A 23070-nucleotide genomic window follows, 5' to 3' on the forward strand; every position below is an offset into this window, starting at 1 on the left:
ACCAGCATGTGGGTCCTGTGTTTCAGCTCGAACGTGGACGAGCCGTCCTTGGCGGAGGCACCGGCTGTCGTCGCCCGACTCGACGGCCGGTTCCAAGTCAAGGCTGACCGTTGGGGCGACATCATCGGTGAGACCGACTCCGCGGCCGAGGCCGTCGCACTTGTCGTGGCTCACCTCCCGCCGCACCTCCGGTGAGACACCGTGGGGAAGATCCGGAACGTGTCCGGACACCGCAGGCCGGCTCGGCCGACCGGGTGTCGGGTACAGCCGAGCCTTTCCGAGGCCTAGTCCTCGTACTGGATGGGCGGACCCAGGCTCACGATCGTCGAGCACCCCACCTGCTGCCGGTACTGCCACGGGCCCTGGCGGTAGCGGAAGCGGCAGTCCTTCAGTGCGCCGTGGACGGGGCCGGTGACCTTGGTGCGGGCGACGTAGTAGATGTCGCTGCCGGAGTCGGCTTTCACCCTGACCGGGTGGCCGGCGTGGTTCCTCGCCTCGGACAGGTCGGGCATGGCTCCCTTGCCGTCGGTACGGGCGAACAGGACGTTGCCGTCGGTTTCGTTCACGTCGACGGCCCGGTACTCGATGACCTCGATGCCTTCCGGGACGTGGCCGAAGTGCGCGTCGGTCAGCTCGATGTCCTCGCCCGACGTGTTCCAGGGCAGGGGCAGGCCCGCCCAGTACTCCTCGCCGACCTGGGCGTGCTCGTAGCCGACGTCTCCGGCCGACTGCATGCCGCCCCCGAGCGCGGAGCCCTCGGGCACGCCCTGGGCCTGCGAGCCGGTCGTCGCCCAGACCCAGGCGGCGACCAGGAGTGCGGAGACCAGGCGTCGGCGTCTCGGCGTGACCGTCACAGCTCAGGCCTCGTGCCGGGCTCCGGGCCGGTTCCGGGGTGGCGCAGCGGCCCCGCCCGGTCCAGCAAGCCCGTGCGGGCCGCCAGGGCCGCTGCCTCCAGGCGGGAGCCGACGCCCAGTTTCATCAGGACGCGCTGGACGTGGGTGCGGGCCGTGGAGGGGGCGATGCCCATGCCGGCGGCGATGAGGCGGGTGTCCTCGCCCTCGGCGACGCGGACCAGGACCTCGATCTCGCGGGGGGTGAGCATCTGGAGGAGGCGCTGTCCCTCGTCGTCGGGCTGGGCCGCCGGGTTGAGAAGTTCGGCGAAGGCGCCCTGGAGGAGGGCGGGGGCGACGGCCGCCTCGCCCGCGCGGGCCTTCATGATGGCCCGCTCGACGCCCTCTATGCGCTCGTCGTGGCGGACGTAGCCGGACGCGCCGGCGGCGAAGGCCGCGGCGATGCCGCGCGGAGACGGGACCGGGCCGAGGACGACGACCGCCACCTGGGGGCGTTCCCGTTTGATGCGGACGACCGGGTCGAAGGCGCCGGGCTCCGCCGGGGCCGCCGTGCCCAGCAGGCACACTTCCGGCGCTCGCGTGATCACCAGCTCCGCCGCCCCCGCGGTGGGCGCCGCCGCGGCGAGCACCCGGTGCCCGCGCAGCTTCAGCGCCGAGGCCAGTGCCTCCGCGAGCAGGCGGTGGTCGTCGACCACCATGAGCCGCACTCCCATCGAGCAACCCCCCAGTCCCCCCAGTGGACGCCTCCATGACTGCCCACGGATCACCCGGACAGACCCCCGGGCACAGGGCCCCCCGGCACCCGCGCCCTTCATGCCCCCGGAAGCTACACGCTTGTTCGACGTTGCGCTGCCCCTACTGGTGAGAACTGCCCCGTAACTCCGATATTCCGCTCATTCGAGGGTGTTGACGGGGTTGAGAGTTACGCGCACGGCCCCGTCCCTGAGCTGGGACGGGGCCGTGCGCTCCGGCGCGTGCGCCGGGGGGCGAGCGGGTGCCTGGTCAGCCGGTCGCGCCGAACGCGACCGCGAGGTACTTGTCGCGGCTGGTGGACGACGCGCTGGCGAACACCTCGGACAGGTACAGGCGCCCCTGCGCGTACAGCAGCTCCGCGTACTTGGGCGACATGCCGGTCTCCACGTCGCGGACCGTCTCGTCGGACGGGTTCTCCAGCAGCTTGGTCTCCTTGAAGCTGCCGCCGTCGAAGGAGACGACCTGGCCGCCCTTGTCCCACGGCGGCGCCTTGTACGCGATCACGTTGCCGCCGTCCATGCGCAGCGGCATGACGTTGTAGCCGTCGCCCGCGTCGCCGCGCTGGCCGGTGAGCTTGCCGGTGGCCAGGTCGAAGACGACGATCTCGTTGGTCGACCCGTAGTCGCCCGTGGTGTCGTGCTCCTCGGTCGGGAGGTACAGCCGGTCGTTGCCGACGGCGATCCCCGTGCAGTCCTCGATGCGGGAGATGCCCTCGCAGGAGGCGGCGTACTCGTCGCCGGGCGCGGAGATGCGGGTGCGCAGCTTGCCGGTCTTGTTGTCGATCGAGAAGAAGTCGGAGATGCCGGAGCCGTCGCCCGCGGCGTCACCGACGTCGGCGGCCACCACCAGCGGCTCGGTCGACACCACGCTGGCGTACTCGATGCCCTGGGCCATCTTGTACTCGGAGATGACCTTGCCGGACTTCGGGTCGATGGTCTGGATGTGCAGCTGCCGCGCGCCGTACTGGCCGCACTTGCGCACCGCGACCAGCTTGGCGCCGCCGCCGTAGCCCGCGTCGTAGCAGGTGTCGGTGGGCTTCGGCGCCCACAGGGCCTTGCCCGTGGTCAGGTCGAAGGCGGCGCCGCCGCTGGTGCTGCCGACGGCGACGGTGGACGCGCTGATCGTGATGTTGTCGAAGTTGATGTCCCGGTCACCGGACTTGGCGGTCTTCTGCCACACCTTGGTGCCGGCGGCGAGGTCGATGACCGCGACCTGGGTGCAGCCCTCGAAGGAGTCCTTCGCCGGCATCCTCGGCTGGAAGACCACCGCCGTCTTGAAGTCCTCGGTCATCTGGCGGCTGGCGTGGCAGACCGGGCCGGGCAGCTTGACCGTCCAAGCCTTGGTGCCCTTGGCGAGGTCGTAGCCGGAGATTTCGGCGACGCCGCTCTTGGCGTACACCTTGTCGGTGAGCCAGGAGCCCTCCACGACCACGGTGTCGTCCTTGGCCACCTTCGGCATCGGCACCTGGAACAGCACCTTGGACGCCGGGTTGGCGGGGACCTTCTCCGTGCCCTTGGAGGAGCCGCCGGAGCCGCCCTTGCCGTCACCGCCGCCGGTGGTGCCGCCGGTGCTCGCGGTGGTGGTCTTGTCGTCGTCCTTGCCGGAGTTGGCGTACCAGACGCCGCCGCCGACGATCAGCGCGATCGCGACGACCGCGGCGACGATGATCACCAGCTGGGCGTTGATCTTCCGCCCGCCGCCGGACGGCGGGGCCGGCTGCGGGTGCATCGGCATGGTCGGCTGCTGGTAGCCGTAGCCGGGACCGGGCGGCTGGCCGTACGGGTTCGGCGGCTGGCCGTACGGCGGCGTCTGCGCGCCGTACGGGTTCGGCTGCGCAGCGGTGGGCGGGCCGGGCGGCGGGGTGGCCGGGGCCCCGTACGGGCCCGGCTGCGGGCCGGGGTAGCCATAGCCGGACGGCGGCGGGCCCTGCGGGGGCTGGGGTGCCTGCGGGTAGCCGTAGCCCGGCTGCGGGGGCTGGGGCTGGGCGGGCGGTGTCTGCGGGGCGCCGAAGCCGCCCGGCTGCTGCGGGGGCTGGGGCGGGTCCTGGGGTGCGCCGAACCCTCCCCCCTGCGGGGGCTGCTGGGGCGGCGGGGGCGGTGGCTGGGTCATCGTGGGGTACCTCGGGGGACGGTTCGGCCGGGCGGACGGAAGCGGGAGACAAGGGCGACGGGCTCGTCACTTGCCGTAGGCGAGCATCAGCTTCTCCCTCGCTTCGTCGTCCCCGGACAGCCGTGTGGTGGACAGGTACAGCCGGCCGTCCACCCAGTCGATGTCGCGGGAGAAGAAGCCGTTCTCGACCTCCGCGGCGCCGGCCGGGTTCTGCAGCAGCTTCACCGGCTTGTGGCTGCTGCCGGTGGTGGCGATGGACACGACCTGGCCGCCCGCGTCGTACGACGGCTCGACGTAGGCGACGAGCTTTCCGCCCTCGGCCTTCAGCGGGAACATCGTCTCGTCGGCCGGGGACTTCACCCGCCACTTCTCCTTGCCCTTGGCCAGGTCGATCGCCAGTACCTCGTTGGCGCCGGTGGTGGCCTCGGTGGGCAGGTAGAGGGTGTTCGCGTCGACGGCGACGCCGTTGCAGCCGGTCAGGTCACGCTGGAGGACGGCCCAGCCGCACTCGGGGGCGATCGCGTCGTCGATGTCGACCTGGGAGCGGATCTTGCCCGTGCCGGTGAAGGTGGCGATGTTCCACTTGTCGTCGTCCTCGTTGGTGCTGTACACGACCAGCGGGTCGACGGAGAAGGTGCGGCCGATCCGCCAGCCCTTCTCGTAGGCGAACGTCCACTTGACCTTGCCGGTCTTCGGGTCGAGCTCCTGGATCTCGTCGTGCTCGTTGTCCGTGGCGGCCCCGCAGGAGGCGACCTGGATCAGCCGGGAGCCGCCCGCGAACGCGGCCGGGAAGCAGGCGTCGCCGTACTTCTTCTTGTCGTAGAGCTTCTTGCCGGTGGTGACGTCGTACGCCGTGCCGGACTGCGAGCGGCCCACCATCAAAGTGTTGCCGGCGATGGACAGCTCGACGGTGATCGTGCTGTCGAAGAGCGCGCCGTCGGCGATCTCGCCGCTCCAGCCCTTCTTGCCGGTGTTCAGGTCGATCTGCTGGAGCTGGTTGCACTTGGCGCGGTCGCTGGCGCCGCTCATGTACGCGACGACGATCTTGTCGTCGGCGGTCTTCTGCGGGGTGGTCGCGCAGATCTTCTGCGGGAAGGTGATGGTGTCCCATGTGGGGTTGCCGTCGCCGACGTTGTACCCGACCAGGTCCTTGTACGCCGCCTTCACGGCCGTCTTGCCGGTGATCCACATGCCGTTGGCGTCGGCGCCGGAACCGGGCGCGTCGGGCGCCTCCTTGTACCAGAGCACCCTCGCCTCGCCGGCCTGGCGGCCCTCGTTGAGGTTGTCCGGGTCGGCGCCGCCGTCGCCGCTGCCGTCACCGGGGTTGACCGGGGACTCGGGGGCGGTGGGCTTGGCGTCGTCGCTCTTCCCGGCGACCGGCTTCTTCTTGCGGCCGTCGTCGCCGCCGCTCGTCACCGCGTACACGGTGCCGCCGATGACCAGCAGTGCCGCCACGGCCGCGCCGACGGCGATCGCGGGCTTGCCCCTGAACGGGCGGCGGGAGCCGGAGCCGCCGGCCGGCGGGGTGCCGGGCGCGCCGGGGAACTGCTGCGGGTAGCCGTAACCGGGCGGCTGGCCGGGCTGGCCGTACGGGCCCGGCTGCTGCGGCGCGCCGTAGGGGCCCTGCGGGGGCTGGCCGTACGGGCCCGGCTGGCCGTAGGGGCCCGGCTGCTGGGGGCTGCCGTACGGGCCGGGCTGCTGCGGGTAGCCGTAGCCCGGCTGCGGGGCGCCCGGGGGCTGGGCGGGGGGCGGAGGGGTGCCGGGCCCCGGGTTTCGCGGGGCGCCGAAGCCGCCCGGCGGCGGGTCCTGCGGAGCGCCGAAACCGCCCGGCTGGGGCGGCTGGTTGGGCGGCTGGGTCATCTGCGGTTCCCCCTCGTGACCGATGTGGCGCCGCGCCCTGTGGCGCTGCGTTTCCGCCACACCCGTGATTCTCAGACGTATTCAGACGGTACTCAGACGGCCCTTTCTATCACCCGGGACCGACAACGCAGCGGGCCGCATCCTCCCCTGTTCCCAAGGGAGGACCGGCCCGTGATGCCGTCGTTACGCGCCTTCACGCCCCCTCCACGGGGGCCGGGGCGCCCTGTACGCGGCTACGCGTCCTCGGCGAGTTCGAGCCAGCGCAGTTCCAGTTCCTCGCGCTGCCCGGTCAGCTCCCGCAGTTCGGCGTCCAGTTCGGCCACCTTCGCGAAGTCCGTGGCGTTCTCGGCGATCTGTGCGTGCAGCCTGGTCTCCTTCTCGGAGATCTTGTCCAACTGGCGCTCGATCTTCTGGAGTTCCTTCTTGGCGGCGCGCTGGTCGGCGGCGCTCTTCTCGGCCTTCTCGGCCGTGGCCGCGGGCTTCGGTGCGGTGGGGGCGGCGGCCGCCGCGGCCTCCTCCATCGTCCGCCGCCGCTCCAGGTACTCGTCGATGCCGCGCGGCAGCATCCGCAGCGTGCCGTCGCCGAGCAGGGCGAAGACGCGGTCGGTGGTGCGCTCGATGAAGAACCGGTCGTGGGAGATGACGATCATCGAGCCGGGCCAGCCGTCGAGCAGGTCCTCCAGCTGGGTCAGGGTCTCGATGTCGAGGTCGTTGGTGGGCTCGTCGAGGAAGAGGACGTTGGGCTCGTCCATCAGCAGCCGCAGCAGCTGGAGCCTGCGGCGCTCACCGCCGGAGAGGTCGCCGACGGGCGTCCACTGCTTCTCCTTGGAGAACCCGAACGTCTCGCACAGCTGACCGGCGGTCATCTCCCGGCCCTTGCCCAGGTCGACGCGCTCGCGCACCCGCTGCACGGCCTCCAGCACCCGCCAGGTGGGGTCGAGTTCGGCGACCTCCTGCGAGAGATACGCCAGCTTGACCGTCTTGCCCACGGTGATCCGGCCCGCGGCGGGCTGCACCTCGCCCTGGGTGCGCGCGGCCTCGGCCAGCGCGCGCAGCAGGGAGGTCTTGCCGGCGCCGTTGACGCCGACCAGACCGATCCGGTCGCCGGGGCCGAGGTGCCAGGTCACGTGCTTGAGCAGCACCTTGGGTCCGGCGGTGACGGTGATGTCCTCCAGGTCGAACACGGTCCTGCCGAGCCTGGAGGAGGCGAACTTCATCAGCTCGCTGCTGTCCCGGGGCGGCGGCACGTCCTTGATCAGCTCGTTGGCGGCCTCCACGCGGAAGCGCGGCTTGGAGGTGCGGGCGGGGGCGCCGCGGCGCAGCCAGGCCAGCTCCTTGCGGACCAGGTTCTGCCGCTTGGCCTCCTCCGTGGCCGCGATCCGCTCGCGCTCGGCGCGGGCGAAGACGTAGTCGGAGTAGCCGCCCTCGTACTCGTGGACGTCGCCGCGCTGGACGTCCCACATGCGCGTGCAGACCTGGTCGAGGAACCAGCGGTCGTGGGTGACGCACACCAGCGCCGAGCGGCGCTCGCGCAGGTGCCGGGCCAGCCAGGCGATGCCCTCGACGTCGAGGTGGTTGGTGGGCTCGTCGAGGATGATCAGGTCCTGCTCGTCGATGAGCAGCTTCGCCAGCGCGATACGGCGGCGCTCGCCGCCGGACAGCGGCCCGATGACCGTGTCCAGGCCCTGCGGGAAGCCCGGCAGGTCAAGCCCGCCGAACAGTCCGGTCAGCACGTCGCGGATCTTGGCGTTGCCCGCCCACTCGTGGTCGGCCATGTCCCGGATGACCTCGTGCCGGACGGTCGCCTCCGGGTCGAGGGAGTCGTGCTGGGTGAGCACGCCCATGCGCAGCCCGCCGGAGTGCGTGACCCGCCCGGAGTCCGCCTCCTCCAGCTTGGCCAGCATCCGGATCAGCGTCGTCTTGCCGTCGCCGTTGCGGCCCACGACACCGATGCGGTCACCCTCCGAGACGCCCAGGGAGATGCCGTCGAGGAGGGTACGGGTGCCGTAGACCTTGCGGACGTTCTCGACATTGACCAGGTTGACGGCCATTTCTCTCCTGCTCACGGGGGACGGTCAGCCTTCAAGCGTAGGGCCTCGGGGGTGGCGGGCGGCGCGCGAGGGGATCGTCACTCGCTGTGATGACGCGATCGGGAACCGGCGGCTACCGTGGAGGGCAGGCAGCAGGATCCCGTCCATGGGAGGAACCATGACCGCCGAGTCCGCGAAGCACCGCGTCCAGTGGCCGGTGCCACCGCAGGACGGCTACACCGTGGACGACCTGTTCACCCTGCCGGATCTCCCGCCGCACACCGAGCTGATCGACGGGAGCCTGGTTTTCGTGGGTCCGCAGCGCTACTTCCACTTCGCCACGATCGACCTGCTGGTGACCGGGCTGCGCAGCACGATGCCCTCGGATTTCAAAGTCGCGCGTGAGATGACGGTTGTGCTGGATCGACGCAACGGCCCCGAACCGGACATCTGCGTGGTCCGGAAGGAAGCCCTCGTCGACCGGCGTCAGACCCGCTTCGAGGCGGCCGACGTCCTGCTGGCCGTCGAAGTGATCTCCCCCGACTCCGAGTCCCGCGACCGCACCACCAAACCGCAGAAGTACGCCGCCGCCGGGATCGGGAACTTCTGGCGGGTGGAAATGAACGACGCGGACGGCCGCCCGGTCGTCCACGTATACGAGCTCGACCCGCTGACCCGGGCCTACGTGCACACCGGCATGTACCGCGACCGTATCAAGGTCGACAAGCCCTACCCGATCGACATCGATCTGACGGAGATCGACAACCTCTGAGCGATTCAGACCACCGTCGCCCCCACCACCGGCCCCGCCGCCACCCGCACGCTCCGGCACGTGCCCGACGCCCGCAGCGCCTCGGCGACCTGCTCCGCGGAGCCGGCGTCCCGGACCAGGAACGCCGTCGTCGGCCCCGATCCCGAGACCAGGCCGGTCAGCGCGCCCGCGGCGCGGCCCGCCGCCAGGGTGTCCGCCAGTTCCGGGAAGAGGGAGAGCGCGGCGGGCTGGAGGTCGTTGGAGACGGCCGCGGCGAGCGCGTCGGGGTCGCCCTTGGCAAGGGCGTCGAGGAGGTCGCGGGAGGCGACCGGCTCGGGAACCGCGGTGCCCTCGGCGAGCCGGTCGAACTCGCGGAACACGGCCGGGGTGGACAGCCCCCGCTCGGCCATCGCGAACACCCAGTGGAACGTCCCGCCGACGTCCAGGGGCGTCAGCTTCTCGCCCCGCCCGACTCCCAGCGCCGCCCCGCCGACCAGACTGAACGGCACGTCGCTGCCGAGTTCGGCGCAGATGTCGAGCAGTTCCTCGCGGGTGGCGCCGGTGCCCCACAGCGCCTCGCAGGCGAGCAGCGCGCCCGCGCCGTCCGCGCTGCCGCCCGCCATGCCGCCGGCGACGGGAATGTCCTTGGCGATGTGGAGGTGCACGTCGGGGGTACGGCCGTGGCGGCGGGCCAGGGCGATCGCCGCGCGCGCGGCGAGGTTGGAGGAGTCCAGCGGGACCTGGTCGGCGTCGGGGCCCTCGCAGGTGACGCGCAGGCCGTCCGGCGAGGGGGTGACGGTGACCTCGTCGTACAGGCCGACCGCCAGGAATACGTTGGCCAGGTCGTGGAAGCCGTCGGGGCGGGCGGCGCCGACCGCGAGCTGGACGTTGACCTTGGCCGGGACGCGGACGGTGACGCTCACTGCTGCACGGGCTCCTCGGTGCGGGCCGCCGCCTTGTGCTCGGCGATGCGGGCGAACTCCTCGACGGTCAGGGACTCGCCGCGCGCCTGCGGGGAGACGCCCGCGGCGACGAGGGCGGCCTCGGCGGCCGCCGCCGATCCGGCCCAGCCGGCGAGCGCGGCCCGCAGCGTCTTGCGCCGCTGGGCGAACGCGGCGTCGATCACCGCGAAGACCTCCGCCTTGGAGGCGCTGGTCTTGACCGGCTCGGCGCGCCGGACCAGCGAGACGAGCCCGCTGTCGACGTTCGGCGCGGGCCAGAAGACGGTGCGGCCGATGGCACCGGCCCGCTTGACCTCGGCGTACCAGTTCGCCTTCACGGACGGCACGCCGTACACCTTGGAGCCGGGCGCCGCGGCCAGCCGGTCGGCGACCTCGGCCTGCACCATCACGAGGGTGCGCTCGATGCTCGGGAAGGTGTCGAGCATGTGCAGCAGCACGGGCACCGCCACGTTGTACGGCAGGTTCGCGACCAGCGCGGTGGGCGCCGGGCCGGGCAGTTCGGCGACGTGCATCGCGTCGGAGTGGACCAGCGCGAACCGGTCGGCGCGCTCCGGCATCCGCGCGGCGATCGTGGCGGGCAGCGCGGCGGCGAGGACGTCGTCGATCTCGACGGCCGTCACCCGGTCGGCGACCTCCAGCAGCGCCAGGGTGAGCGAGCCGAGCCCCGGGCCGACCTCGACGACCACGTCGTCGGGACGCACCTCGGCGGTGCGGACGATACGGCGGACCGTGTTCGCGTCGATCACGAAGTTCTGGCCGCGCTGCTTGGTGGGGCGTACGCCGAGGGCGGCCGCCAGTTCACGGACGTCGGCGGGGCCCAGCAGGGCGTCGGGGGTGGGGCTGCTCACGGCACCAGGGTACGGGGGCGTGGGGAGGGGTCGGTCCACGGCGGGTGCGCGGGGGCGCTCGCGGGCGGCCGGTGCCGGTGGGTTCAGCCCTGGAGCCGGGACCCGCAGTGCGGCCAGGGGCTGGTGCCGCGCCGCAGGTAGAGCTTCTTCGCGCGGTAGGTCTGTTCGGCGGCGGGCGCGTCCTGGGGGCGGCCGGTGCCGCCTAGGCTGTGCCAGGTCCGGGTGTCGAACTGGTAGAGGCCGCCGTACGTCCCCGAGGCGTCGACCGCGTCGGGCCGCCCGCCGGACTCGCAGGCGGCGAGGGCCTGCCAGTTCAGGTGGTCCGCGCCGCGCACGGAGTCCGGCAGCGGCCTGGTGCCCACCTTGACCACCTGGGTGACGGGCTCGCGCACCAGCTCGCTGCGGATCCGGCGCGGCTTCTGCCGGACGCCGTTGACGGTGCGCAGGGAGTAGGTGACCCGGCGCAGGCCCGGCTGTCCGGCCTGCTCGACGATGTCCGTGCCCCGGAAGACGTCCGGGTCCTCGATCCGGCGCACCTGGAACGGGATCAGTTCCTCGCGCACCTCCCGGGAGCCGGTGATCCGCAGCACGGTGACGGTCTGTCCGTCGCGCGGGAAGCTGCCGGGCGGCACGGAGGTGGTGTCCTGGCCGCGCAGGGTGATGCCGGCCTGCTCGACGGCCTCGCGGACGGTCGCCGCGTTGGTGCGGACGACGCGGGCGCGGCCGTCGGCCATGACCGTGACGGAGCGTTCGGTGCGGACGTCCAGGGCGAGGCCTTCGCGCCCGATACGCCGGGAGCGCGAGGTGGACAGGTACGCGCCCTCCGCGCGCACTCCCAGCTGTCTGAGCGCCCCGTCCACCGTGTGCGCCGTCGTCCACACCTCGCGCCGGTGGCCGTCGAGGGTGAGCCGTACGGGGCGTCCGTAGCGGACCACGACCTCGTCGCCGTTGCCGAGCGCGGCGCCGGGGCCGGGCGCGACCACGTCGTGCGCCCCGACCTCGACGCCCTCGTCGGCGAGGAGTTCGGTGACGTCGTCGGCGAAGGTGTGCAGCGTGCGCGCCCGGCCGTCGACGTTCAGCTCGATCGCCTTGTCCTTGGCGACGAACGCGGTGGTGCCGCCGGCGAGGAAGGCGACGACCAGTGCCTTCGGGACCAGGCGGCGCATGGAGCCGCCGTCCGGGCGCTCGGCGTACCGCGCATTGCGCCGGCGCAGGGCCCGCCGCCCCGCTCGCGCGCGCGGGGCGGGCCCGGGCACCTGGACGGGTGCGGGGGCTGTCTCGTAGGCCGGGGCGTACGTGTCCTCGTACGGCTCGTCGATCAGTCCGCCCGCCGCCCCGCCCGCGGCCGCGTCCGCGGCCGCGTCCGTCACCCCGTAGGCCGCCGAGTAGAAACCCTGTCCGTAGCCCAGCGTGACGGCGGTGTGGGGATCGAAGTCGGAAGGCGCTTCGAAGCCGCCGTGCGCTGCGGGGGCGGGGCCCGTGCCGTAGGGCGTGTTCTCCGTGCCGTAGGGCGCGTACTCGGCGCCGTACCCGTACCGCGCGTACTGCGAACTGCTCACGCCGACACACTCCAGGAGGCCCAAGGGTCCGATCGGGCCCCAGAACCTAGCGGAGCGGCCGTCACTCTCCAAAGCGACGCGACTACGCTCCGCGACGGTCAGTAGTCGAAGGCGCGTGCCGTGTTCGCCGCGATCGCCGTCGCCAGCGTGTCCTCGTCGACGCCGCGCACGGCGGCCATCGCGCGCACCGTGAGCGGAACGAGGTACGGCGCGTTGGGCCGTCCGCGGTACGGCGCGGGCGTCAGGAACGGCGCGTCGGTCTCCACCAGCAGCAGCTCCATCGGGGCCACCGCGACCGCGTCCCGCAGGTTCCGCGCGTTCTTGAAGGTGACGTTGCCGGCGAAGGACATGTAGTAGCCCGCCCGGGCGCAGACCTCCGCCATCTCGGCGTCCCCGGAGTAGCAGTGGAACACCGTCCGCTCCGGTGCGCCCTCCTCCTTCAGGATGCGCAGGACGTCCGCGTGGGCCTCGCGGTCGTGGATGACGAGTGCCTTGCCGTGCCGCTTGGCGATCTCGATGTGGGCGCGGAAGGAGGTCTCCTGCGCCTCCTTGCCCTCGGGGCCGGTGCGGAAGTAGTCCAGGCCGGTCTCCCCGACGCCCTTCACCTGGGGCAGCGCGGCCAGCCGGTCGATCTCGGCCAGCGCCTCGTCCAGCGCGGCCTGCCCACCGGGCTCGCGGGCACCCTGCCGGGACCAGCCGTCGGGGTCGCCGTGCACGATGCGCGGGGCCTCGTTGGGGTGCAGGGCGACGGCCGCGTGGATGTCGGCGTGGGCCGCCGCCGTCTCGGCCGCCCACCGTGAACCGCGCACGTCACAGCCGACCTGCACCAGCGTCGTCACGCCCACCGACGCGGCCTTCCGCAGGGCCTCGGCGACCGTGCCGGACTGCATGTCGAGGTGGGTGTGGGAGTCGGCGACCGGCACCCGGAGGGGTGCGGGCAGCGGCGGGGCTTCGTCGTGGGAGGACATGCCACGATCCTACGAAAGGGGTACGCCCAGCGGCACCGCGTCGATCACCGGGCCAGGCCCCACGACAGCACGCTCAGCGCCGCAGCCACCTGGGCGGTTTAGGCGGCCTCGCGCCGAGACGCCCGCCCGGCTTCACCCCCGGATGGGCCGCCTCGGGGACGCCCGGGACCTGGGGCGGGGCGCGGGCGCGGATGCCCCCGCTCGGCGACGCGGGCGCCCCGGCTCAAGGACCTGGATGCCCCCGGCTCAGCGACGCGGGTGCCTCTGCTCAGGGACGCGGATGCCCGTGCTCGGGGACGCGGGCGCCCCGGCTCAGGGACGCGGGGGCCCGCTCGGGGACGCGGGCGCCACACTCAGGGCCGCGAGCCCGCGCCGGGTACCCCCGGCTCAGCGGCACCGGAGCGGCCCGGTCTCACCCCGTCGGCGACCGCTTGTCGGCGACCACCGCGTCGAACACCACCCGCTTCGGTACGCCCGCCTCCACGGCCACCGCCGCGATCGCCTCCTTGCGCCGCTCCCCGGCCTCCTCGCGCACCCGGACCCGGCGCACCAGCTCCGCCGCGTCCAGCGCCTCGGGTGCCCGCTCCGGGGCGCCCTCGACCACCACGGTGATCTCCCCGCGCACGCCCTGCGCCGCCCACTCCGCCAGTTCCGCCAGCGGGCCGCGCCGGACCTCCTCGTACGTCTTGGTCAGTTCGCGGCAGACGGCGGCCCGCCGCTCGCCGCCGAACACCTCGGCCATCGCGGCGAGGGTGTCGTCGAGCCGGTGCGGGGCCTCGAAGTAGACGAGGGTGCGCCGTTCCTCGGCGACCTCCCGCAGCCGGCCCAGCCGCTCGCCCGCCTTGCGCGGCAGGAACCCCTCGAAGCAGAAGCGGTCCACCGGCAGCCCGGACAGCGCGAGCGCGGTCAGCACGGCAGACGGCCCCGGCACGGCGGTCACCGTGATGTCCCGCTCGACGGCCGCCGCGACCAGCCGGTACCCGGGGTCGGACACCGACGGCATGCCCGCGTCGGTGACGAGCAGCACGCGCGCGCCGCCGAGCAGCGCCTCGACGAGTTCGGGGGTGCGGGCGGACTCGTTGCCCTCGAAGTAGGACACGACGCGGCCCTTGGGGGTGACGCCCAGCGCCTGGGTGAGGCGCCGCAGCCGCCGGGTGTCCTCGGCGGCGACCACGTCGGCCCCGGCCAGCTCCTCGGCGAGCCGGGGCGGGGCGTCGGAGATGTCGCCGATGGGAGTGCCGGCGAGGACCAGGGTTCCGGGAGTGTCTGTCACGGTTCCATCCTCGCAGGGGCCGTGCACGGGACTCACACAGCGCCGTTCCCTACGATGGCGCGGTGACCAGTACCGCGTCCTCCACGGACCTCCGGCAGGACCAGGCCGCCCCCGACCCGGGGCCGTCGTGGCAGCGGCGGCTGCGCCGTTTCGGCTACCTCGCACCGCCGCGCGGGGACGTCCGGGACCGGCTCGTGCCGCCGTACGCCGAGCCGAGCCCGCGGCTGTGGGCGGCGCTCGGGGGCCCGTACGGGCTCGCGGCGTGGTGCGTGCGCTGGTCGGGGTGGATCGGCCCGCTGCTGGTGACGCTGTTCGCCGGGGTGCTGCGGTTCTGGAACCTGGGCAGCCCGAAGGCGGTGATATTCGACGAGACGTACTACGCCAAGGACGCCTGGGCGCTCGTCCACCGCGGCTTCGAGGTCAACTGGGACAAGGACGTCAACAAGCTGATCCTGGAGTCGGGCGGCCAGGTCCCGATCCCGTCGGACGCGGCGTACGTCGTGCACCCGCCGGTCGGCAAGTACGTCATCGGACTCGGTGAACTGATCTTCGGTTTCGACCCGTTCGGCTGGCGGTTCATGACGGCGCTGCTCGGCACGCTGTCGGTGCTGATGCTGTGCCGGATCGGCCGCCGGCTGTTCCGCTCGACGTTCCTCGGCTGTCTCGCGGGCGCGCTGCTGGCGGTGGACGGGCTGCACTTCGTGATGAGCCGCACCGCGCTGCTCGACGGCGTGCTGATGTTCTTCGTGCTGGCCGCGTTCGGCTGCCTGGTCGTGGACCGGGACAAGGCGCGGCAGAGGCTGGCCGCCGCGCTCCCGGCGGACGCCGGCGGCCGGGTCCGGCCCGACGCGTACACGGCGGAGACGACCCGCCTCGGGTGGCGCCCCTGGCGGCTGCTGGCGGGCCTGATGCTGGGGCTGGCGATCGGCACGAAGTGGAACGGCCTGTACATCCTGGCCGCGTTCGGCCTGATGACGGTCCTGTGGGACGTGGCCTCGCGGCGGGTGGCGGGCGCGCGGCGCCCGTACGTGACGGTGCTCCGCCGCGACCTGGGCTGGGCGTTCCTGTCGACCGTGCCGGTCGCGGTCGTCACCTACGTCGCGAGCTGGACCGGCTGGATCCTCTCCCCGAGCGACGGCACCGGCGGCTACTACCGCGACTGGGCGGCGAGCGACGGCAAGGACAGCGCCTGGTCCTGGCTGTTCCCGGACTGGTGGCGCGGCCTGTGGCACTACGAGAACCAGGTCTACGACTTCCATGTGGGCCTGTCCTCGCCGCACACCTACGAGTCCAACCCGTGGAGCTGGATCGTCGGCGGGCGCCCGGTGTCGTACTTCTACGAGTCGCCCGCGCCCGGCACGGACGGCTGCCCCGCCGACGCGGGCGAGAAGTGCGCGCGCGAGGTGCTGGCGCTGGGCACGCCGATGCTGTGGTGGGTGGCCTGCTTCGCGCTGCTGTACGTGCTGTGGCGCTGGTTCTTCCGCCGTGACTGGCGCGCGGGCGCGATCGTGTGCGCCGTCGCGGCCGGCTATCTGCCGTGGTTCCTGTACCAGGAGCGCACGATCTTCTTCTTCTACGCCGTGGTGTTCGTGCCGTTCCTGTGCCTGGCGGTGGCGATGCTGATCGGCGCGCTGGTCGGCCCGCCGGGCTCCGGCGACACCCGCCGGGTCGCGGGCGCGACGGCCGCGGGCGTGCTGGTGCTGCTGATCGCCTGGAACTTCATCTACTTCTGGCCGATCTACACCGGCCAGGCGATCCCGATCGACGACTGGCGTTCACGTATGTGGCTGGACACCTGGGTCTGACCGGCCTGGGTGGTTCCACACCGCACCGCCCGATAGATGCACCTCACAATAAGGAAAACATCCGCCCCCGATGTCACACCCCGCGCCTACAGTGCGAAGGACGACAACGGGGAGGGGACTGCGCCATGCGCAAGGGGGTCACGGGCGCCATCGTCGGCTCGGTGTTCGCCGTGATGGTGGGCGGCGCCGGGTACGGGGCGTTCAACATCGTGTCCGCGCTGAGCGGCGACGGGGGCAGATCGGGCGGCACGGACACCGTGAAGACGGGGCCGCCGAGCGGTGACGAGGTGGCGGAGACCACGCGGAAGTTCTTCGCCGCGTGGGAGAAGGGACGGGGGCCGGCCGCGGCGTCGTACACCAACAACGCGGAGGCGGCCGGGCCGCTGCTGACGGCCTTCGGCGAGGACGCGCACCTGACGGACGTGAGGATCACGCCGGGCGCCGCCAGGGGCGCCACGGTGCCGTTCTCGGTGAAGGCGACGGTGTCCTACGACGGCAAGAGCAAGCCGCTGGCGTACGAGAGCCGGCTCACCGTGGTCCGCGGGGTCACCACCGGGCGGGCGCTGGTCGACTGGGAGCCGTCGGTCGTCCACCCGGCGCTGAAGGACGGCGACACCCTCGTCACCCAGGAGGCGGCGAGCCCGCCCATCGAGGCGGTCGACCGCAACGGCGCGGTGCTGAGCGAGGAGAAGTACCCCTCGCTCGGCCCGATCCTCGACGAGCTGCGCAAGCGGTACGGCGACAAGGCCGGCGGCAGCCCGGGCGTCGAGCTGGTCGTGCGGCACGCGGAGGAGACCGGCGCGGCCGACACCTCGCTGCTGACCCTCGCCGAGGGCAAGCCGGGGAAGCTGCGCACGACGCTCAGCGCGACCGCGCAGGCGGCGGCGGAGAAGGCCGTGAAGCAGTACGCCGAGTCGTCGGTGGTCGCGGTCAAGCCGAGCACCGGCGAGGTGCTGGCGGTCGCCAACAACCGTGCGGACGGCTGGAACGCCGCGTTCCTGGGGCAGGTGGCGCCCGGGTCGACGATGAAGATCGTCAGTGCGGCGACTCTGATCGACAACGGGCTGACGAACATGAACGGGCCGGCGCCCTGCCCCGCTACGGCGATGTGGGAGAGCCAGACCTTCGGCAACCTGCCCGGCCTGGAGCCCAACCTGAACGCCGACCTCTCGGAGAGCTTCGCCCGCTCCTGCAACACCGCCTTCATCAAGTTCGCGGACTCCCTCGACGTCGACTCCCTGACCCGCGAGGCCGACGAGCGCTTCGGTCTCGGCCGGGACGACTGGCAGGTGGGCGTGCCCTCCTTCGACGGCTCGGTACCCGCCTCCGGCGGCCCGGACCATGCGGCCAGCCTCATAGGCCAGGGCCAGGTCCAGATGAGCCCGCTGAACATGGCGTCGGTGATCGCCACCGCCAAGACGGGCACCTTCCGCCAGCCGGTGATCGTGCCGCAGAGCCTGGACGGCCGGGAGCTGGCCACCGCGCGCGGGCTGTCGCCGAGTACGGCCGAGCAGCTGCGGGCCATGATGAACCGCACCGCCACCAGCGGCACCGCCGCCCAGGTGATGGCCGGGCTGCCCGGCAGCATCGGCGCGAAGACCGGCTCCGCCGAGGTCGACGGGGCCAAGGCCAACAGCTGGTTCACCGGGTACCGCGACGACGTCGCTGCGGCGGCCATGGTCCAGCAGGGCGGCCGGGGCGGCGACGCGGCGGGGCCGATCGTGGCGTCGGTGCTCCGCGCGGGCGGCTGACCCACCCGGCTGCGGGACAGCCCTGACTGCTGGGGGGTGGCTGATCTCACGCCCGCGGCAGGGGACTCTAGGGTGGTGCCGTCGTTGCAGACGGTGAAGGCTGTGGGGCCGTAGAGGCCGGGAAACACACCGGCACTCCGGAGTGCCCGGGGATGTCGCGGAGGATCGGGAAGAAGTGGGCAACAGAAGGCGCGTCGCCGAGCGACGGAACACGAGACCCGCGGTCGTCGGCGGGGTGATCGCCGCGGTCGTCGGCGGCGCCGGACTCGCCGCGTACGCGCTGCTGGGCGGCGGGGCCGCGGCCGAGAACGGTACGGCGAACTCGGTCGCCGGACAGCCGCGGACGAAGAGCGTCAAGACCGGGCCGCTGTCGGCCGCCGAGGTCACCACCACGGCCCGGCGCTTCCTCACCGCCTGGCAGCAGGGCCAGGTCCGGCAGGCCGCCGCCGCGACCGACGACAGCGCGGCGGCCACCGCCCTGCTCACCGGCTACACCAAGACCGCCCGCGTCGAGGGCGTCACCCTCACCCCCGGCCCCCGGACCGGCGACAAGGTGCCGTTCACCGTGCGGGGCACGGTCACCCACAAGGGCGTCGCCAAGCCGCTGTCGTACGAGAGCGCGCTGACCGTGGTGCGCCGCGCCGGGGACGGGGAGCCGCGGGTCGCCTGGTCGCCGGCCGTCGTCCACCCCGATCTGCGCGAGGGCGACACGCTGGTCACCGGCGAGGCCGGCACCCCGCCGGTCAGGGCGCTGGACCGGGACGGCGGCGAGCTGACCACGAAGAAGTACCCCTCGCTGGAGCCGGTCCTCGACGGGCTGCGGGAGAAGTACGGCAAGAAGGCGGGCGGCACGGCGGGCGTCGAGCTGCGGGTGGTCCGCGGCAAGGAGTCCAAGGCGCGGAAGCTGTCCGACAAGACGCTGCTGGAGCTGAGCGAGGGCACGCCGGGCACGGTGCGCACGACGCTCAGCCCGCGGCTGCAGGCCGCAGCCGAGCGGCAGGTCGCCGCCCGGGCGCGCGCCTCGGTCGTCGTGCTGAAGCCGTCGACCGGCGAGATCCTGGCGGTGGCGAACTCCTCGCGCGGCTTCAACACCGCCTTCCAGGGGTCGCTGGCGCCCGGCTCCACGATGAAGGTCGTCACCGCGTCCCTGCTCATCGAGAAGGGCCTGGCCTCGGCCGACAAGGCGCATCCGTGCCCGAAGTACTTCACGTACGGCGGCTGGAAGTTCCAGAACGACGACAAGTTCCAGATCAAGGGCGGCACCTTCAAGGCGAGCTTCGCGCGCTCCTGCAACACGGCCTTCATCAGCCAGGCGCCCAAGCTGAAGGACGACGACCTGACCCGGCAGGCCCAGCAGGTGTTCGGTCTGTCGCTGAACAACTGGGCCGTGGGCGTGCCCACCTTCGACGGTTCGGTGCCGGTGCAGTCGCAGGCCCAGATGGGGGCGTCCCTGATCGGGCAGGGCGGGGTGCGGATGAACCCGCTGAACATGGCGTCGGTGTCGGCCACCGTGAAGTCGGGCGTGTTCCGCCAGCCGTATCTGGTCGCGCCGTCGGTGGACGGCCGCACCCTGGCCACGGCCCGGCGCACGCTGTCCGCCTCGACGCTGGCCCAGCTGCGGGACCTGATGTCCTACACGGCGGCCTACGGGACGGCGGCGGAGGCGATGGCCGGGGTGAGTGGTGACGTCGGCGCGAAGACCGGCTCCGCGGAGGTCGACGGCCAGAAGAAGCCCAACGGCTGGTTCACGGCGTACCGGGGCGACCTCGCGGCCGCGGGTGTCGTCCAGGCGGCCGGGCACGGCGGCGAGACGGCGGGGCCGATCGTGGCCGCGCTGCTGAAGCTCGGCGGCTGATCACCCCGCGCGCTGCCGCGGCTCGGCGGCCCCCGTGGCGCTGCCGCGGATCGGCGGCCGAGGCGGGCCGGTCAGCCGGCGGTGGAGACGGGGACGGTCGTGTAGGTGCGGCGCAGGAAGCGCATGAGCGCCTTGGTGTCGAACTGGACCACCGAGACGCCGTGCCGGTCGTGGAACTCGACCACGGCCTGCACGCGTCCGCACGGCCACACCCGCACACTGCCGGAGCCGGCCGGGGCCTCGGCCGGGGCGCGCAGCCCCCGTTCGAGAACCGCGCGGTCGAACGTCCACTCGTGGTCGCCGCCGGGGAGGTCCACCCGTACCGCGCCGGGGTCCCTGTCGGGGTCGTACCGGAGGATGACCGGAACCGTTCGCTGTTCGTCCTCCACCCGGTCGGCGGTGTCGGTGACGATGTGGGCCCGGGCGTGCTGCTCGACTACAGGCATAGAAGGACCCCTTACCCAGCGTGATCAATGCGGAAACCGTGTGTCCGCTCATTCCTCTTTGTCCTATGTTCCGCGATTCATGCCCTCACGGCGACCAGAGACCGCCTCGCTCTTGCAAAGCGTTCGCATCAGGCCACTATCATCGAACGGTGCATGTACCTGACGGATTCATCAACGCCCCCACCTCCGTGGCCACCGGAGTCGTCGCCGCGGGTGCCGTCGCCGTGAGCCTGCGCGGCGCGCGCCGCGAACTCGACGAGCGCACCGCGCCGCTGGCCGGCCTGGTGGCGGCGTTCGTCTTCGCCGTCCAGATGCTCAACTTCCCGGTCGCCGCGGGCACCAGCGGGCACCTCCTCGGCGGGGCGCTCGCCGCGATACTCGTCGGCCCCTACACCGGCGTCCTGTGCATAGCCGTCGTCCTGCTCATGCAGGGCATCCTCTTCGCGGACGGCGGTCTCACCGCGCTCGGCGTCAACATCACCGACATGGCCGTGGTCACGGTGATCGTCGCCTACGCGCTCTTCCGCGGCCTGGTCAAGGTGCTGCCGCGCACCCGCCGCTCCGTCACCGCCGCCTCCTTCGCCGCCGCGCTGATCTCGGTGCCGGCCGCCGCGCTGGCCTTCACGTTCTTCTACTGGATCGGCGGCACCACCGACGTCGCCATCGGCAAGGTCGCCGGCGCCATGGTCGGCGTGCACGTGCTGATCGGCATCGGCGAGGCCGCGATCACCGCGCTGACCGTCGGCGCCGTGATCGCCGTACGCCCCGACCTGGTGTACGGCGCGCGCGGTCTGCGGGTCCCGCTGAAGCTGCGGGTGGGCGGCGAACTCGTCGACGCGCCCGCCCCCGAGGCCGCCCCGGCCGCGGCCCGCGCCTCGCACCGCGCGGTGTGGATCGGCGGGCTCGTCGCCTCCCTGGTCCTCGCCGGATTCGTCAGCTTCTACGCCTCCGCCGATCCCGACGGCCTGGAGAAGGTCGCCGCCGACCACGGCATCGACGAGAAGGCGGAGGAGCACGCCGTCGCCGGCTCCCCGCTCGCCGACTACGGGGTCAAGGACGTCGACGACGCCCGGATCTCCGGCGGCCTCGCCGGCGTGATCGGCGTCGGCGTGACCGTCGTCGCGGGCACCGCGGTGTTCTGGGCGGTGCGCCGCCGCCGCGCCGCGGACACCTCGCCGTCGTCGACCACCACCCCCGAGAGCGTCTGACGCCATGGGTGCGGGGCACGCGCACCGGCTGTACCGGCGGGGCGACTCGCCGGTGCACGCGTTGCCGCCGCACACCAAGCTCGCCGCCGTCTTCGCCTTCGTCCTGGTCGTGGTCTCGACCCCGCGGGAGGCCATGTGGGCGTTCGGCCTGTACGCGCTGCTGCTCGCCGCCGTCGCCCGCATCGCGCGCGTGCCCGCCGGGTTCCTGCTGAGGCGGCTGCTGATCGAGGTGCCGTTCGTCGCGTTCGCGGTGCTCATGCCGTTCGTGGCGGAGGGCGAGCGGGTCGAGGTGCTGGGGATGTCCCTCAGCGTGAGCGGGCTGTGGGGCGCCTGGAACGTGCTCGCCAAGGGCACCCTCGGCGTCGCCGCCTCCGTCCTGCTGGCCGCCACCACCGAGCTGCGGGAGCTGCTGCTGGGGCTCCAGCGGCTGAGGCTGCCGCCGCTGCTGGTGCAGATCGCCTCCTTCATGATCCGTTACGGCGACCTGATCACCGACGAGATGCGCCGCATGCGGATCGCCCGCGAGTCGCGCGGCTTCGAGGCGCGCGGCGTACGGCACTGGGGCGTGCTCGCGAAGTCGGCGGGCGCCCTGTTCATCCGCTCCTACGAGCGCGGGGAGCGCGTGCACCTGGCCATGGTCAGCCGGGGCTACGCCGGAGCCATGCCCGTCATCGACGAGGTGACCGCGTCCCGCGCGCAGTGGTCGTACGCCCTCGCCCTGCCCGCCACCGCGCTCGTGGTCTGTCTGCTGGGATGGATGCTGTGACAGCTTCTGTGGCCTCTTCGCCTGCTCCGCCGTCCCTGGAGGTCTCCGGCCTCGCCTTCGCCTACCCCGACGGGCACCAGGCCCTGTTCGGCGTGGACTTCACGATCGCGCGCGGCGAGCGGGTGGCGCTGCTCGGGCCGAACGGCGCGGGCAAGACGACCCTCGTGCTGCACCTCAACGGCATCCTGACCGGCGGCACCGGCACGGTGCGGGTCGCCGGGCTGCCGGTGGACAAGCGGAACATGGCCCGGATCCGGCGCAAGGTCGGCATCGTCTTCCAGGACCCCGACGACCAGCTGTTCATGCCGACCGTGCGGGAGGACGTGGCGTTCGGGCCGGCGGCGGCCGGGCTGAAGGGCGCCGAGCTGGAGGCGCGGGTCGACCGCGCGCTGGAGCGGGTCGGCATGGCGGCGTTCAAGGACCGCCCGCCGCACCACCTCTCCTTCGGGCAGCGGCGCCGGGTCGCCGTCGCGACGGTGCTCGCGATGGAGCCGGAGATCCTGGTCCTGGACGAGCCGTCGTCCAACCTGGACCCCGCCTCCCGCCGCGAACTGGCCGACATCCTGCGCTCGCTGGACGTGACCGTGCTGATGGTCACCCACGACCTGCCGTACGCCCTGGAGCTGTGCCCGCGCTCGCTGATCCTCAGTGAGGGCGTCATCGCGGCCGACGGGCCGACCGGGACGCTGCTGTCCGACGAGGTCCTGATGCGCTCCCACCGTCTGGAGCTGCCGTTCGGCTTCGATCCGCGGTCCGTGACAATGGGCGCGTGACGGGCCGAGACGACGAGGGAGTCGAGCAGGCCGGGCGGCCGCCGCTCCTCGACCAGCAGCTGTGCTTCGCGCTGTACGCCGCCCAGCGCGCGGTGACCGCCGCGTACCGCCCGCTCCTGGACGAGCTGGGCCTGACCTACCCGCAGTACCTCGTGCTGCTGGTGCTGTGGGAGCGCGGCGAGACCACGGTGAAGGAGCTGGCGGGCGCGCTGCGCCTGGACTACGGCACCGTCTCGCCGCTGCTCAAGCGGCTGGAAAGCGCCGGTCTCGTACGCCGGGAGCGCGCGGCGCACGACGAGCGCTCGGTCCTCGTGGTGTGCACGGGGCGCGCGGAGGATCTGCGGGAGCGCGCGGCACGGCTGCCCGCCGCCCTGCTCACGGCGACGGGCCTCGATCCGGCGGACGTGGTGCGGATGCGCGAGGAGCTGTGGCGGCTCGCCCACCGCGCTGAGGAGGCGGCGGCCCGCGCCCGCTGAGCCGGCCACCTCCCGTACGGGACGTC

At 72.9% G+C, this 23070-nt stretch carries 19 protein-coding genes; 8 read left to right on the top strand and 11 right to left on the bottom strand.

All coding sequences use genetic code 11. The annotated features are described in order from the left end of the window. Positions 1-284: 284 nt before the first annotated feature. The 5 genes from G7Z13_RS14910 to G7Z13_RS14930 all read right to left on the bottom strand — a co-directional run bounded on the left by G7Z13_RS14910 (position 285) and on the right by G7Z13_RS14930 (position 7624). On the bottom strand, positions 285-854 hold the full coding sequence (locus G7Z13_RS14910) for a hypothetical protein (protein WP_165999589.1): 570 nt from the start codon (positions 852-854) through the stop codon (positions 285-287). Then, positions 851-1564, bottom strand: coding sequence for a response regulator transcription factor (locus tag G7Z13_RS14915; RefSeq protein ID WP_165999591.1), 714 nt, complete (start codon positions 1562-1564; stop codon positions 851-853). Before G7Z13_RS14915 ends, G7Z13_RS14910 begins: the two co-directional genes overlap by 4 nt. Positions 1565-1853: 289 nt before the next feature. Further along, on the bottom strand, positions 1854-3713 hold the full coding sequence (locus G7Z13_RS14920; RefSeq protein WP_165999593.1) for a PQQ-binding-like beta-propeller repeat protein: 1860 nt from the start codon (positions 3711-3713) through the stop codon (positions 1854-1856). Between the two features lie 66 nt (positions 3714-3779). Then, positions 3780-5573, bottom strand: a complete 1794-nt coding sequence (locus G7Z13_RS14925; RefSeq protein WP_165999595.1) for a PQQ-binding-like beta-propeller repeat protein — start codon at positions 5571-5573, stop codon at positions 3780-3782. Between the two features lie 233 nt (positions 5574-5806). After that, entirely contained in the window at positions 5807-7624 is a 1818-nt protein-coding gene (locus G7Z13_RS14930; protein WP_166004960.1) for an ABC-F family ATP-binding cassette domain-containing protein, read from the bottom strand. A 145-nt stretch (positions 7625-7769) separates the two neighbouring features. On the opposite strand from G7Z13_RS14930, the gene G7Z13_RS14935 reads away from it, so the two are divergent. Further along, positions 7770-8375, top strand: a complete 606-nt coding sequence (locus tag G7Z13_RS14935; protein WP_240926217.1) for a Uma2 family endonuclease — start codon at positions 7770-7772, stop codon at positions 8373-8375. Positions 8376-8380: 5 nt separating this feature from the next. On the opposite strand, the gene G7Z13_RS14940 is transcribed toward G7Z13_RS14935, so the two are convergent. From G7Z13_RS14940 to rsmI, 5 genes are all read right to left on the bottom strand, one after another. Continuing rightward, positions 8381-9277 carry a 4-(cytidine 5'-diphospho)-2-C-methyl-D-erythritol kinase gene (locus tag G7Z13_RS14940; protein ID WP_165999599.1) on the bottom strand — a complete coding sequence of 299 codons (897 nt, stop codon included), beginning with the start codon at positions 9275-9277 and terminating at the stop codon, positions 8381-8383. Next, positions 9274-10164: a 16S rRNA (adenine(1518)-N(6)/adenine(1519)-N(6))-dimethyltransferase RsmA gene (gene rsmA / locus G7Z13_RS14945; RefSeq protein WP_165999601.1), complete on the bottom strand. Its 891-nt coding sequence runs from the start codon at positions 10162-10164 to the stop codon at positions 9274-9276. Before rsmA ends, G7Z13_RS14940 begins: the two co-directional genes overlap by 4 nt. Before the next feature lie 83 nt (positions 10165-10247). Continuing rightward, the gene (locus tag G7Z13_RS14950) at positions 10248-11723 is read right to left on the bottom strand and encodes a resuscitation-promoting factor (RefSeq protein WP_240926218.1); all 1476 of its coding nucleotides are present in this window, start codon (positions 11721-11723) and stop codon (positions 10248-10250) included. Positions 11724-11821: 98 nt separating this feature from the next. Continuing rightward, positions 11822-12691, bottom strand: a complete 870-nt coding sequence (locus G7Z13_RS14955; protein WP_165999603.1) for a TatD family hydrolase — start codon at positions 12689-12691, stop codon at positions 11822-11824. A 412-nt stretch (positions 12692-13103) separates the two neighbouring features. After that, positions 13104-13964 carry a 16S rRNA (cytidine(1402)-2'-O)-methyltransferase gene (rsmI, locus tag G7Z13_RS14960; RefSeq protein ID WP_165999605.1) on the bottom strand — a complete coding sequence of 287 codons (861 nt, stop codon included), beginning with the start codon at positions 13962-13964 and terminating at the stop codon, positions 13104-13106. Positions 13965-14026: 62 nt separating this feature from the next. On the opposite strand from rsmI, the gene G7Z13_RS14965 reads away from it, so the two are divergent. The 3 genes from G7Z13_RS14965 to G7Z13_RS14975 all read left to right on the top strand — a co-directional run bounded on the left by G7Z13_RS14965 (position 14027) and on the right by G7Z13_RS14975 (position 19375). After that, on the top strand, positions 14027-15769 hold the full coding sequence (locus G7Z13_RS14965; protein ID WP_165999607.1) for a phospholipid carrier-dependent glycosyltransferase: 1743 nt from the start codon (positions 14027-14029) through the stop codon (positions 15767-15769). Positions 15770-15894: 125 nt separating this feature from the next. Further along, positions 15895-17520, top strand: a complete 1626-nt coding sequence (locus G7Z13_RS14970) for a penicillin-binding transpeptidase domain-containing protein (protein ID WP_165999609.1) — start codon at positions 15895-15897, stop codon at positions 17518-17520. Between the two features lie 175 nt (positions 17521-17695). Then, a complete protein-coding gene (locus G7Z13_RS14975) occupies positions 17696-19375 on the top strand; it encodes a penicillin-binding transpeptidase domain-containing protein (RefSeq protein ID WP_165999611.1) in 1680 nt (559 codons plus the stop codon). A gap of 71 nt (positions 19376-19446) precedes the next feature. On the opposite strand, the gene G7Z13_RS14980 is transcribed toward G7Z13_RS14975, so the two are convergent. Beyond that, a complete protein-coding gene (locus tag G7Z13_RS14980) occupies positions 19447-19821 on the bottom strand; it encodes an SsgA family sporulation/cell division regulator (protein ID WP_165999613.1) in 375 nt (124 codons plus the stop codon). A 149-nt stretch (positions 19822-19970) separates the two neighbouring features. On the opposite strand from G7Z13_RS14980, the gene G7Z13_RS14985 reads away from it, so the two are divergent. From G7Z13_RS14985 to G7Z13_RS15000, 4 genes are read left to right on the top strand one after another with little or no spacing between them, the layout of a single operon-like run. Beyond that, positions 19971-21029, top strand: coding sequence for an energy-coupling factor ABC transporter permease (locus G7Z13_RS14985; RefSeq protein WP_165999615.1), 1059 nt, complete (start codon positions 19971-19973; stop codon positions 21027-21029). Between the two features lie 4 nt (positions 21030-21033). Then, the gene (gene cbiQ / locus G7Z13_RS14990) at positions 21034-21795 is read left to right on the top strand and encodes a cobalt ECF transporter T component CbiQ (protein ID WP_165999616.1); all 762 of its coding nucleotides are present in this window, start codon (positions 21034-21036) and stop codon (positions 21793-21795) included. Next, a complete protein-coding gene (locus G7Z13_RS14995) occupies positions 21783-22568 on the top strand; it encodes an ABC transporter ATP-binding protein (protein ID WP_165999618.1) in 786 nt (261 codons plus the stop codon). The genes cbiQ and G7Z13_RS14995 overlap by 13 nt, the downstream gene beginning before the upstream one ends. Then, positions 22565-23044 (top strand): MarR family transcriptional regulator, encoded by a 480-nt coding sequence (locus G7Z13_RS15000; protein ID WP_165999620.1) that lies wholly within the window; start codon positions 22565-22567, stop codon positions 23042-23044. The genes G7Z13_RS14995 and G7Z13_RS15000 overlap by 4 nt, the downstream gene beginning before the upstream one ends. Positions 23045-23070: the final 26 nt, after the last annotated feature.

This window comes from Streptomyces sp. JB150 (assembly GCF_011193355.1).
GTDB lineage: Bacteria > Actinomycetota > Actinomycetes > Streptomycetales > Streptomycetaceae > Streptomyces.